Origin of the sequence: Sphingobacterium humi, from assembly GCF_009768885.1 — a bacterium.
In the GTDB taxonomy this organism is placed as follows: Bacteria; Bacteroidota; Bacteroidia; order Sphingobacteriales; family Sphingobacteriaceae; genus Sphingobacterium; species Sphingobacterium humi.
In genome coordinates, this window is sequence record NZ_WSQA01000002.1 from 255797 (window position 1) to 269031 (window position 13235).

Genomic DNA, 13235 nt, shown 5'->3' on the forward strand with positions numbered 1-13235 from the left:
ATGTGTACGGTTTTAAGGTTTAAACAAATTTTTCAGTGGTAGCCGAATTAGTTATATAATTAATTGAGTTAATGCAATAAAGTTATAATTTTTTTTCATTATCACCTTAGCTTTTTTAATTTTATTTAGTAAATCAAGCTGATAAACCGCAAAAACAAGCTTAATGGTACTTTGAAAAGGGTATTAATACGTGTAAAAAATTGGCTATATAAAAAACAATCCCCCTCTGAGGGAGGGGGATTTCAATATTATTATAAAACTAGGGCTGATTTATTCAATTTCTAACACTTTATTGCGAACGATTAAGCAAGCGCCAAGCAATCCGGCCGCATCGCCCAAATGACTAGTCTTTAAAAGCGTATCGGAATTGACCACGCTTAATGAATATTTATTCCAGGCCATTTTTAAAGGCAGTTTCAGGTAATCGCCAGCGGAGGCGATCTGCCCGCCTAAGATGATAAGCTCGGGATTGAAAATATTGATTAACAAGGCAATACCTCGGCCTAAATGCGAACCAACCTCCCCTATTAATTCAATAGCGAGGTTATCATCGTTTTTGGCGGCCTGAATAATATCTTCCAACTTAACATCCTCCGCATTTCCTTCTAATATACTGGAAGATCCGGCTTGTATCTTTTCTTGGAATTTACGCACCAAGGCCCAACCTGCGGCTTCGGTTTCTAGACAGCCCTTTTTGCCGCAATGGCAAATGATTTCATTGTTATAGACTGGTAAGTGGCCAAACTCGCCGGCAAAACCCGACTTACCGTAGTAGATGGCACCATCAATCATCACCCCCATGCCTATCCCGTGGTCTAAGTTGATAAACAGCACGTTCTGTTCATCTTTTACCGATCCGAAGTTAAATTCACCGACCGCCATGGCCCGGGAATCATTCTCCAAGTATACCTTCATCCCTAATCGCGACTCCAGCACATTACTGAGCGGTTCTTCTTGAAAATTGAAAAAACTATAGGAATAGCCTGTTCGGTGATTGATACGCCCGGTTAAGTTTAAGCATAAACCAAGTATCTTATTCTTAGGTACTTTAGACTGCTTCACAAATTCTTCAATGAGCTGACAAAGCTGTTCTAAGGATTGCTGATCGTTTTTTAATTCGTAAGCGAGGTTGTATTGAGTTTTCTGCAAATTGCTCTGCAGGTCGGAAATCCCGAGGTTTACATAATCTTGTTTTACATCGACCCCGATAAAGAAACAGGAATTCGCTTCAAGGCCATAGATGGTGGGGCGACGCCCGCCAGCAGTATCGACCTTTCCATATTCTTTCACTATACCATCCTCCATTAATTCGGCCAAGACACTGTTCACCTTCGGCGTACTCAAACTGAATACTTTCGCTAAATCGGCGATGGTCGCATTTCCATTTTTCGCAAAATATGAAACGATAGAGCGCTTGGTATACAAGTTCTTCAATGCAACACCATTTAAACTACTATTGTTGATCTCCTCAAAAAAGTTCATAGTTTTTCATTAAATGTGATAACCTTGCTGTCCCTAAGGGAAACAAGGTTAGTTTAGGTCAAATCTGGGTTTTCATAGCCAGCAACCCAATTAAACAATCCGATGCTATATTAAATAAAATTTTCAATATTATCATATTTAATATTTTTTTTAATAATTGCGCTTCATTATCAAATTTTTTTAATAAAATTGTGTAATCAGATTTTTTGACCAACGAAAAATCAGCATTCACAAAAATTAATAACCTATTCATATGGACTTCAAAGCAAGACATAATTTTTATAGCCAATACCTCAAAAACGACATCCTGCCTTTTTGGATGAAGCATTCACTTGATGAAGAAGATGGTGGCTACTATACCTGCCTAGATCGTGAGGGAAAGGTGTTTGACAGCGACAAATTTGTGTGGCTGCAGAACCGACAGATCTGGACCTTCTCGATGTTTTATAATCAATTAGAGCAGAATCCGCAGTTTTTACAGATTGCCGAGCATGGCGCCGCCTTTATGGAGAAGCATGGTCGCAACGAAGCCGGCGATTGGTATTTCTCCTTAGATAAAAAAGGACAACCTTTGACGCAAGCTTATAATATCTTTTCGGATTGCTTTGCCTGCATGGCCTTTGCCCAATTGAGTAAAGCCAGCGGCAATCAGGCCTATGCCGAATTAGCGGTAAACACCTTTAAACGTATTTTGGAAAGAAAGGATAATCCGAAGGGCATCTATAATAAAGCGACCGGCAACCGGCCATTAAAAGGATTCTCCCTACCGATGATCCTATGTAATTTAGTTTTGGAAATCGAGCATCTCCTGAGTCCTGAAGAGGTGGAAGCTACCTTGAAATATGGGGTAAATGAGGTGATGAACGTGTTTTATAAGGCGGAATTAGGCCTTATTGTAGAGAATGTAAAAGCGGATGGTTCCATTGACGATAGCAGCGATGGTCGAGTGATTAACCCGGGCCATGGTTTAGAATCGATGTGGTTTTTAATGGACATTGCGGAGAAGTGGAACGATAGCGCCTTGATAGAGCAATGTGTACAAATCAGCTTGCAGTTGATGGATTATGGTTGGGACCAAGAGCATGGTGGCATTTTCTATTTCTTAGACCGTAAGAATTCGCCTCCTTTCCAATTGGAATGGGATCAGAAATTATGGTGGGTACATTTAGAAGCCTGTATAGCGATGTTAAAAGGATATCAGTTAACCGGAAATAAGCAATGCCTAGCCTGGTATGAGAAATTACATGACTATATTTGGGAACATTTTGTAGATAGCGAATTCGGGGAAATGTACGGTTATTTAAACCGCCAAGGGGAAGTATTAATCAATCTGAAAGGTGGCAAATGGAAGGGATGTTTCCATGTCCCTCGTGCTATTTTCCAATTGGCCAATTTAAGTAATAAGATAGCCCAAGCCGAAGAACTTAAAATAAACTAGCGTATGCCCATTATTAACCAACAAGAACCCGTACAACAAACTTCGGCCATTAGCGGCCAAAGTTTGAAACTTGCCTTGCTTGTCCTTGCCGTCCTGTATTTTATGCTGGGTTTCATCACAGTATTAAATGATACCCTGGTTCCCTTTTTCAAGCATGGCTTCAACCTAACCTACTCACAGTCGTCTTTGGTGCAGTTTTACTTTTACCTGACCTATGGATTGATTTCTATTCCCTTAGGTAAATTAGTAGACCGCATAGGTTATAAAAAAGGGATGGTTTTTGGCTTCCTGGTTGCGGCTATTGGGGCTTGTTTATTTTTTCCGGCGGCCATCTATCATAAATATTACCTTTTTTTAGCAGCCTTATTTGTTATTGCTATCGGCATTGTGGGCTTACAGGTTTCTGCAAATCCGTATATTACGGCCTTAGGTCCTGCCAAAAGTGCGGCTTCGCGCCTTACGCTTATTCAAGGCATTGGCTCCTTAGGTACGACGCTGGCACCTTTGTTCGGGGCACATTTCATCCTATCTAAAATCAGCCCGGATGAATCCAGCTCTTCCGCACTAATTCAACCTTATTTAATCATAGCTAGCGGACTGGCCTTGATCGGTATTATTATCTATTTCATGAAACTGCCCGATGTTCGGGGTTCGGTGAGTGCCCATCAGGAAACGGAAAAAACATCCTTGCTCAGCTTGATTCAGAATCACCCGAATCTTAAGTTTGGCATCCTGGCCATATTTATGTACGTGGGTGCTGAGGTGGCCATTGGTACTTATTTAACCAATTACATCGCCGACCGTTTAGCGATTGCGGAAAGCCAGGCGAATTATTACTTGAGTTTTTATTGGGGCGGTATGTTGGTGGGTCGATTTGTAGGTTCGCAGTTCTTGAAAAAGTATAAAAGCAATCTTATATTGAAGCTGGTTTCACTTTGTGCCGTACTATTCATTATCCTATCCTTAATCACATCGGGTAACTTATCGATCTGGCTGATGATCTTGGTGGGGGTTTGTAATTCCATTATGTTCGCAACGATTTTTTCCCTTTCGGTTTTTGGCTTGGGGAACCAAACCGGATCAGGTTCCGGCTTACTATCGACAGCAATCGTTGGTGGTGCAGCAATTACCTATTTACAGGGCGCCTTAAAGGATGCCTTTCACTGGGAAATCGCTTTTATCCTTCCCGTCCTTTGTTATGTGATCATTTGGGCCTATGCCTATTTCATAGGAAAAAAATACAGTATATAATCAATCAATGTTTATCTGAGGAGGGGCCGCAAGGCCCCTTTTTTATGGTCTTACAAAAAGAAAACAATAATTTAATATACCAGTTTGCTAGGAATTTACGTTATTTATAGACACAAAATAACTATTAAATATGCAACCTCAACCCTACTGTAGCAGCATCTACTTTTATTTCGAATTATCGGAAAATAATTTTTATCGAATTAACAGACCCATGAAAAAATATTAACAGTTTATTGTATTTTTACAATAATGATTAATTCTAACGAAATTAAAATTCCCCGGTTTTAATATCGCCAAGGCTTAATCAGCAGAAAAAAGAGAAAATGCAGGCCTTTCCCCTATGCTGAAAGGTTAAAGAAGTAAAATATGACAAACTTATTAATTCTAATTATTTTTAGTCTATTGGTTATCTATGTGGTTTTCCGATTGAAAATTATTTGTTTTCATCGTTGGACGAGTCGCATAGATAGCAAAGGACAACCTATTCAATACTGTTCAAAATGTGGGAAAAAGAAAAATAATAAAAACCTCATTGAATAATAAAATTGATAAGCTGTTTAAAAAAGCTCGGGGCTGAAAATAATAATCTTCAACCCCGAGGCGATGGAATGACCATCAGAAATTCAAGCCTTAGCTTAGTGCGTATTAAAATAATCTGCCAAGGTATCTAACAAGCTAATTCCACGTAGGTTTTTAGCGATGATGGTTCCTTGTTCATCGACCAAAATATTTTGCGGAATGGCTCTTATTTGGTAGGACTTCGCAGCTTCACTGTTAAAGCCTTTCAGATCGGATACTTGTGGCCAAGGCAAATCATCCTCTGCGATGGCCTTTAGCCAAGCCTCTTTCTTATCGTCTAGAGAAACGGCATAGATTTCAAAACCCTTAGGATGGTACTGCTCGTAGGCCCGTTTAAGGGTGGGTGCTTCGGCGCGACAAGGGGCACACCAGGAAGCCCAGAACTCTATTAATACAACTTTCCCTTTTAGCGCTGATAATGGCATCTGCTGCCCATGTTGATTGGGAAGGTGTAGATCAATAAGGGGTTTTCCAACCGCGGTTTGCTGGGCTACGGCTAATTTTTCTGCGAAAGAACGGCCTTCCTCTGTATTTTTTAAACCAGGGCCTAAAAGGCTGAACAAGGCTTCAAAATTGTGCGCATCGATAATAACGGTTTGCTCTTTTAGCAAGTCAAGATTCAAACGCGCTTCAGGATAATCTTTAAAAAAGGCTTTTTGAACCTCGAGAAGTATGCCTTGGTTGGTTTTAATGCCCTGGAAATAAGCGCGCATGGCCTCATCTGTTCCAGCTTGTTTAGCAGCTGAATAGGTTTGATAGACCTCATCTAAGGCCTTTTTAACAGCAGCAGTCCGCTGGTTATAGGCTTCAAAATACGCCTGCTCAGGACCTGCCTTCACCAAGCTTTGACTAAGTGGCGATTGCAGCGATAGTTCGGTTTTTCCAGCTTCGAGGTAGAAGGACAAGCGTTGGTCATTTCGGCGAGAATTACTCGGTTCTTCCGTTGTGGCCAATGCACTTATCGTCACTTTTTGAGGGGCTGCCAGCTTGCCTTCAAATTGAAACTTGGATGCCGATAATACGAGGGTATCATTCTTTTTGTTTTTATCGGCATCCTGATAGTTGAGCACGATTTTATTGCCGGCAAGTGATGCTGGGTAAGTTCCATTAATCTGGAAAGAACCTTGCTGCCCATAGGCAGCAAGATGCAAGGTAAAAATACTTAATATAAGGAGTTTTTTCATGTTGTTTTTCAGTAGGTTAAGCCTTAATTACGAACCGGTAAATAGGCTTGATCGTTGGTTTGTAAGCCCCAAGCCGGATTGAGTAAAATAATAGCATTGCTGATTTCCAAGGTATAGAATTTACTATCCAAGTTTGCTGAATAAGTTTTCCCGGCTACCGTTCTTTCAATTTTTGTTTTAGACCAAGGCTTACCCGTATCGTATACAAATCGTTTTAAATCCAGCGTGCGTTGGAACGTCCCTACAGGTAATTCCCGACGGCGTTCTTTTAAGATTTCATGCAGCAATTGATCTTGGTTTAGGGTTGTACCATTTGCCAAATCGGTATTTGTTCCTTTGTAGCGGTATTTGCGTAGAGTATTTAAATCGATTAATGCTTTTCCCAATTGGTTTAATCGAGCATTCGCCTCAGCCTTCATCAATAACACTTCCGGATAAGTTAAGCCTTGGCTGCGAATCATTTTATTATCGCGGTAATAGAAAGACTGTATCCCATCATCGTGTTTTACACCTGCTACCGTGGTTGAATATCCTAAAGCCTTCAGCATAAATAATTTATGGCGCATATCGGTTTCCGGGTCAAATAAATTGATGAACTCCGTGGAAGGATATACGTTATAGCCATAAGCGCCGGTACGGTAGAAAAGCTGCTCTCTATTGGTGCTTTGAAGCAGTAGATTATCAGGACCCATTAACTCTAAAGACACTTCCACATCGGTTCCCGGAGTTGGCGATGCATTCGGGTCTTCGCGGTAGTACAATTGATTGTAGTTATAAATCAACTGATCGGCCGAGGCACGCTGGGCTAAGGATAAAGACCAGGCTGTTTCCGCATGTTCTGACATTTTCGGCCAATCTCGCTTAAACATATAAAGTTGAGCAAGGAGGCCATGTACAGCGGCTAAATTTGCTCGAACCGGAGTGGCTACCTGCGCTGGCGCTGTTAAGGCATCCTTCAGGTCTTTTTCTACCAGGTCCATAATTTGTGCAGTGGTTGCTAATTCCGGGTTAGGGGTATTTGGCGAGCCCGTTACGCGATATGGAATCACCCGTTGATCGTTGCTTCCGTTTGGATTGTACATAGGGCCGTAACTTAATCCAGCAACCATATAAGACCAAGCACGCCCTGCTTTTGCTTGGGCGGTAATAATTTTCCCAAGTTCGGTAGCCCCTGCTCCCATTTTCTCTACTTCATCTACAACCGTATTGAATAAGGCCGTTGCGCGGTATACCCCGTTATTCCAAACCCATTGCGGTTTATTCGGATCTGTATAGGGATGGTAAAAGGTATAGGCCGCATAACGATCTACATTGGGATGGGTATTGGTATACAAATACTTAATTTGGTTGTCAGAGATCCTTAAATTATCGCCTAAAAAAGCATAGAATGAGCCTTGATTATTATCGACAAAATGGTTCTCTAAGGTATTCGTATTGTTCAATAAGTTCTCTAATTCCTCCACTTTACTGGGGATTAGCTGCCCTACGGGCTTAACATCTAAATATTTTGTACAGGAACCAACCATTAGTGATCCTGTTAATAGAAATGGTAATATTATTTTTTTCATTATTTCTCGCGATTAAAGACCCACTTTTAGTCCAATAAAAAACTCCTTCGGTATAGGTAAGGAAGAATACCCTTGTTCGGTAAATGCTCCTGTTCCTGAACCCAAGTTTACTTCAGCCGTTTCCGGGTCTATATCTACCCCTTTAGCCGTAATTCTGAATAGGTTTCTACCCTGAACAAAGACCTGCGCATTGCGGATTCCCCAAGGTTGTGTCCATTTATTCAAGCTATAAGTCAAGGTGACATCTCTTAATTTTGCATAGCTAGCATTACCAATTAAGGCATCTATGTAAGGGAAGTCAAACAAATCCATGTTCCAGGCCTGCAATACCGGATAGATGGTGTGCTGCTCATCGCCTGGTTTGCGCCAGCGTTGGCCCACATGTCTATTTTGGTAGTTGGAACCTGAAAAGGCATCTTTTCTATACTTATGCCCTAATTTGGCGATAACCATAAAGGATAGCGACAAGTCTTGGTATTGGAAACGGTTAGTAAGGGCTAAATCCCATCGTGGTCTGAATGTTCCTTGGTGAATTAAATCTGGAATCTGCGCATTGGCGATCAATTTAACGTCGTTATCTTTTCCATAAATCTGCGTCTGTCCCTTGTCGTTCAAGCCGGCGAAGCGGTAACCGAATAAGCTGGCTGCCGGGTAGCCTTTTTCAAGGATTCCTTGGGCTGTAGCGTATTGTGACGGGTAAGAACGGGTTACATTATAATGCTTCACCTTATTGTAATTGTAGGAAACAATAGGATTGATATGCCATTTAAACTGCTCCCCTTCAACGGCTTTTACTAAAGCACTGAGTTCGAAACCATGGTTGCTCATAGCTCCTACGTTTTTCACTAAGGAATTAAACCCGAAGGTAGGGTCAATGGCATCGGCGGCTAAGAGGTCGCTACTGTTTTTATTGTAATAGTCAAAGGAACCTTCCAAACGGTTATTCCACAGGGCGAAATCGAGACCTAAGTTTGTAATCGCTGTTTTCTCCCAACGTAATTGATCGTTTGGAGGCGAAGCAATACCGTAAGAAATACCACCTGTAGTTTGGTTATAGTTGCCTACACTTAAGATCAGGAAAGGACCATTGCGTAGGGAAATATTCCCGTTGATACCATAAGAACCGCGTACATATAATTTTTGAATCAAGTCTTTATTCCAAAAGCTCTCTTCGCTGAGTTTATAGGTTCCACCAAGGGACCATAGCGGCTTGTAGCGGTATTTTTTATCCGTTCCAAAGAAGTTCGTTAAGTCCATACGAACCGATCCACTTAGGATAAAACGGTTATCGAATTCGTAAGCACCGTTTGCATACCAGGATACGAAGCGGTTATCTCCGTAGGAAAATGCTCCATTGGTCGCATTATAATACAAGTTTGGAAATAACATATCCGAATTGTAGAGTCCGCCTAAATAATCCTTGATGTTTACCGGAATAAAGGAGCCAGCCACCGTATTATAACCAAAGCGTGTGGCCAATTGGTTATTGTCGAACGTAACTTTCCGAATTTCATTCCCTAGGATGGCAGAAATACGATGCTTGCCATGTTGGAAGCTATTCTGGTAGTTCAACTGGCTACGTAATGTCCAAGAGGAATTCACATCCCGGTATTCATTGATTACGGAACCTTGTGGGAAATAATGATTGGCCGTATTCTTTTTGGACGTATTATCATTATAGAAAATCCGCACGGTATGAGAATCTTCGCTCATAATTCCTTTGGTGAGGGTATTTCCCTTCATCCAGTTACCGCCAATTTCTGCAGTTAACCCTGGAATAAGTTGTGCTCTTAAAAATCCGGATAAACGAGCCTGTAAGGAATTCACTGTATAATCACTAGCCGCGATATCCTCTATCGGGTTGTAATGATGAGGCTTCATGCCCGGCGTATTTTGATAGGTATTGATTTTGTATTGACTTAATCCCCAAATATTAGCCAGTGAACCGTCTTCATTGTATAAGGAAGAATAGGGTTTTAGCAGGGAGGTTCCGGCATAAGCCGTAATGGTGCTGAAATCATTACCTAATACGGAAGGGCCAAAATTGGTATTGACGGTCATGGAGCTCGCCTGGCGATTATTGATTACAATATTTGCGGAAGCACCTGCGGTTAAGAATGAAAATGGTTTCCATTCATTCTTTAAGTCCAACATCAACTTATCTGCTTTATTATGGATCAGGTTTTCGCGGGTATTGTTATAATTGACGGCAACATTATAGTTATACTCTTCACTACCGCCGTTAATTCCGATATTATGCTGATTGGTGACTTCGGATCTGAAAAAGGCATCTTCAATCTGTTGCAAGCCATTCACTTGGCGCAATTGATTGATTTCGCTCATGGCATCTGCTTCCGAAACCTTTCCTTCGCGCACTTGCATTAACAAGTAAGTTACCCGACTCATGTTGCCTGTACTTATGGTAGATGGCCCATTCGGATTTAACTTAAATAAATCTATTTCTGCATCGATGTAATCAGATGAGGAAGCGCGGTTTAAATATTTTAATTCTGGCTTGGCAACCATATTCACAAATCCCGAGTAGGAAACATTGGGCTTGCCCGATTTCCCCATTTTTGTGCTGATGACAATGACGCCATTGGCAGCCCGAGAGCCGTAGATAGAGGCTGCTACCCCATCTTTCAGTACTGTTACACTGGCGATATTCTGTGGGTTGATATCATCTAAGGTGCCTTCAATCGGGAAGCCATCGACAACGATAAGTGGTGTTTTCTGTGCGTTAAATGTGGAGATCCCCCGAACTTCCACATTACCCGTTCTGTCTAAAACAACCCCTGCAGCTTGACCTTCTAAAGCACTTTTTAAATCAACGGCTAGTTTTTGTTCTAATTTCTCGCCCGTAATGTGGCTAAAGGATCCTGTTACGCGTTCTTTATTTAAAGATTGGTAACCAGTGTTGATCGTCACTACCGTTTCTTCCAATTGGGATTCCAATGCCAGCATGCGGATAGATCCCATCGTTGCTTTAGCAGTTAGGTACAAGGTCTGATAACCTACATAGGAGATTTTGAGTTTCGTGCCATCAGGGACATCGTTCAACACAAATTCCCCCTGTTGATCGGATAGCGCTCCTCCTCTGCCATCCTCCACGGAGATGGATACACCTGATAAAGGATTACCTTGTTCATCAAGAATCTTACCACGGATAACGGATTGTAAAACCACGCTTGCCTGCTCTGGAGCTCTTTCTGTCGCCAAGCGGCTTGCAGCAAGCTGTAGCTTTTGCTGGGGTTTTATTTTGATGACCTTTTGATCAATCTGAAAGTCCAGACCACTGGTGCTTTCTAAATATTCAAGAACCTCCAGCAAGGAGCTTTCTTTAAAATCGACAGCAATCTTTGTCTTAGGACTTACCTTGCCCCCATTCCACAAAAAATGATAGCCGGTTTGCTTGTTTATTTCATGCAATACCTGGCGATAAGAGATGTTACTGGCCTTCAAACTAATTTTCTGCCCATAAGAAGAGGCATAACTACCCACCATGCCTAAAAACATCGTGGCGGCAATTAGTACCATTTTCTTTCCTGACCATTTGTTCTTTCCTTCTGTAGGCCATACAGAAGGCTTTGGATAATCGCTAGCATTATCCTTGGGCTTTGCTAGTGGATTAGCCCAGCTTTTAAAATAAAAGACTTTCATAGATTAAGGTTACTAATGAATATAATTTTGGATGATTTATTTTTTACGGATATGTATATTATTACCCTTCACTTGGAATTTGGCTTGGCCATTTTCTTCTAACAACTGCAACAACTCTTCAATGGAAGAAAAACGAGGGAGTATGCCCTCAATTTCCAGCTTTTCTAAGGCCGGATCTTCAAACGTATAGCTCATATTATACCATCGGCCTAGCTTCCGAAATACCGACGCTAGAGGCTCAGCAGCAAACACAAATTGATTTTGGGTCCAGGCAACCTGACTATATACATCAACTTCCCGCACTTCAAGCTGCTGATTTTCAACCCGCGATTGATAACCCGGGTTTAGGACTTGCTTGCGATCGGGATGACCCGGAATAGCCACTTCTACTTTTCCCTCAATGAGGGTAGTGGTTTCTATACCTTCATTCTGATATGCAGAAACATTAAAGGTGGTTCCTAAGACTTTAATTTGTTGCTTTTTGGTTTCTATGATAAACGGAACAAGCTTCCCTTCCGGTTTTTGCTTGGTAATGTCAAAATAGGCTTCTCCTTCCAATTGAACCCGGCGCTCCAGCGCTGAAAAGCGTGCCGGAAAGCGTAACTTCGACGTTGCGTTCAACTTTACACGAGAGCCATCGGCCAAGCGAACGGTATAATCAGAACCTACAGGTACCGCAATTTCTAATTGCTGCCCTTCCAGTTCAGGATATTGTGTATGGAGGGACTCACCGTCCTGATAGAATAAAGAGTCCGCGATTATTAGCTCCTGTTGATCTTTTCTTAATAAGAGCTCTTGACCATTGGCTAAGCGTAAAACCGCCTGATCCGTTCCCTGAACGATGCTAGGTTGGTTGAATCTATTGATCAGTAAAATAGCTGAAATGAATAGTAGTAAACTTGCTGCAATAGCGATGCCTCTACGCCAGTTCCAAAAGGGCTGCACCTTGTTTTCTTGCTGATGTGCTTGCTCAATGCGGCTCCATAGCTTTTCCTGCGCTGCCTCCATTCGGATTTGTTGTATGGCCTGGTAATCTGCTTTCCAACCTGGGGCATCAAGGATTTGAGTTAATAGCTGCGCATGTGCAGAATCAGAAGCTAGCCATTCATCGAGGTGTTGCTGATCATCAGTACTCAACTGGTCTAATTTCTTTAGGGCAATAAGCTTTTGTATCGCAGGTGGAATCATAATCTATTTCGCAGGTTTATAGATAGAACAATATTTGTTAGGGAAATCTTAACAGAAATTTTAAAAAACTTTAACAAAATGAAATCGGAGGGTTAATGCTTAAAGCAACCCGCAAGGAAAAGACTGATGTAGAAGAGGTTTTCTTTGGAGGCCACAGTTTTCAGGTAATCCAATCCTTTCTTCTTTTGGACATAGATGCTATTCGAGCTTACCTGTAGGAGTTCGGAAATTTCCTGCACGGAATACCCTTCGATATAGGTTAGCTCCATAATGCGCTTGCACTGCGCTGGTAATTGCTGCAGAATTTGATGCACGCGGTTTAGGGTTTCTACATACAGCAGTTTCTCCAGTTGCTCGGGGCTGAGTCGCTGGTTGTGATGTTGCAGATTGCTATGATAATCTTTTTGATTTTGATTTAATCGCTTGTTTTTTTCTAACAGATTAAAGGTGGCATTTCGGGTGGCCACATATAAAAATGAAGAGAGCTTACTAAAATTGTCAAAGGAGAGTTCTTTCTTCCAAAGTTGAACAAATACATCCTGCACCAGTTCTTCGGCTTCTTCCAACTCGACCTTGAACTGCATGGCGAACATGCACAATGGCGCATAGAGTTCTTTAAACAGCCTATCAAAGGTTATGCTATTGCCATCCTGAAATAAAATTGAATCTATTAATTTTCCCCTTTTGTCCAAAAGCACCTTCCTTCTCTATGAAATTTACACGATCAGCTGCAGCTACAAATTTAGGGTAGAAAATCAACATTGCAAAACGGGAATATCCTGCCGTACAAAGTACGCTGTATTACGCAGTCAACATTGTTTCAATGGGTATATTTTTGTAAATTAGTTTAGCAGTAACCATAGCAAGTAATATGGCTATAACATA

At 41.5% G+C, this 13235-nt stretch carries 8 protein-coding genes; 2 read left to right on the plus strand and 6 right to left on the minus strand.

Annotated elements, in window-relative coordinates:
* Positions 1 to 270: 270 nt before the first annotated feature.
* The gene (locus tag GQF63_RS03445; protein WP_160367717.1) at positions 271 to 1482 is read right to left on the minus strand and encodes an ROK family transcriptional regulator; all 1212 of its coding nucleotides are present in this window, start codon (positions 1480 to 1482) and stop codon (positions 271 to 273) included.
* A 253-nt stretch (positions 1483 to 1735) separates the two neighbouring features.
* Here GQF63_RS03445 and GQF63_RS03450 point away from each other — a divergent pair, with 253 nt between their 5' ends.
* Positions 1736 to 2920 (plus strand): n-acyl-d-glucosamine 2-epimerase, encoded by a 1185-nt coding sequence (locus GQF63_RS03450; protein WP_160367718.1) that lies wholly within the window; start codon positions 1736 to 1738, stop codon positions 2918 to 2920.
* A 3-nt stretch (positions 2921 to 2923) separates the two neighbouring features.
* Positions 2924 to 4171, plus strand: coding sequence for a sugar MFS transporter (locus GQF63_RS03455; RefSeq protein WP_160367719.1), 1248 nt, complete (start codon positions 2924 to 2926; stop codon positions 4169 to 4171).
* 635 nt (positions 4172 to 4806) lie between these two features.
* On the opposite strand, the gene GQF63_RS03460 is transcribed toward GQF63_RS03455, so the two are convergent.
* The 5 genes from GQF63_RS03460 to GQF63_RS03480 form a co-directional block, all read right to left on the minus strand.
* Positions 4807 to 5934: a TlpA disulfide reductase family protein gene (locus tag GQF63_RS03460; protein ID WP_160367720.1), complete on the minus strand. Its 1128-nt coding sequence runs from the start codon at positions 5932 to 5934 to the stop codon at positions 4807 to 4809.
* Between the two features lie 23 nt (positions 5935 to 5957).
* Entirely contained in the window at positions 5958 to 7502 is a 1545-nt protein-coding gene (locus GQF63_RS03465) for a RagB/SusD family nutrient uptake outer membrane protein (protein ID WP_160367721.1), read from the minus strand.
* A 12-nt stretch (positions 7503 to 7514) separates the two neighbouring features.
* Positions 7515 to 11162: a SusC/RagA family TonB-linked outer membrane protein gene (locus tag GQF63_RS03470; protein WP_160367722.1), complete on the minus strand. Its 3648-nt coding sequence runs from the start codon at positions 11160 to 11162 to the stop codon at positions 7515 to 7517.
* 36 nt (positions 11163 to 11198) lie between these two features.
* Complete coding sequence (locus GQF63_RS03475) at positions 11199 to 12350, minus strand: FecR family protein (protein WP_160367723.1); 1152 nt, start codon at positions 12348 to 12350, stop codon at positions 11199 to 11201.
* Positions 12351 to 12442: 92 nt separating this feature from the next.
* Positions 12443 to 13048 (minus strand): sigma-70 family RNA polymerase sigma factor, encoded by a 606-nt coding sequence (locus tag GQF63_RS03480; RefSeq protein WP_343031029.1) that lies wholly within the window; start codon positions 13046 to 13048, stop codon positions 12443 to 12445.
* Positions 13049 to 13235 lie beyond the last annotated feature (187 nt).

Coding starts and splice junctions, on each gene's coding strand:
- GQF63_RS03445 (WP_160367717.1), bottom strand. CDS start 1,482: ATGAACTTTTTTGAGGAGATCAACAATAGTAGTTTAAATGGTGTTGCA.
- GQF63_RS03450 (WP_160367718.1), top strand. CDS start 1,736: ATGGACTTCAAAGCAAGACATAATTTTTATAGCCAATACCTCAAAAAC.
- GQF63_RS03455 (WP_160367719.1), top strand. CDS start 2,924: ATGCCCATTATTAACCAACAAGAACCCGTACAACAAACTTCGGCCATT.
- GQF63_RS03460 (WP_160367720.1), bottom strand. CDS start 5,934: ATGAAAAAACTCCTTATATTAAGTATTTTTACCTTGCATCTTGCTGCC.
- GQF63_RS03465 (WP_160367721.1), bottom strand. CDS start 7,502: ATGAAAAAAATAATATTACCATTTCTATTAACAGGATCACTAATGGTT.
- GQF63_RS03470 (WP_160367722.1), bottom strand. CDS start 11,162: ATGAAAGTCTTTTATTTTAAAAGCTGGGCTAATCCACTAGCAAAGCCC.
- GQF63_RS03475 (WP_160367723.1), bottom strand. CDS start 12,350: ATGATTCCACCTGCGATACAAAAGCTTATTGCCCTAAAGAAATTAGAC.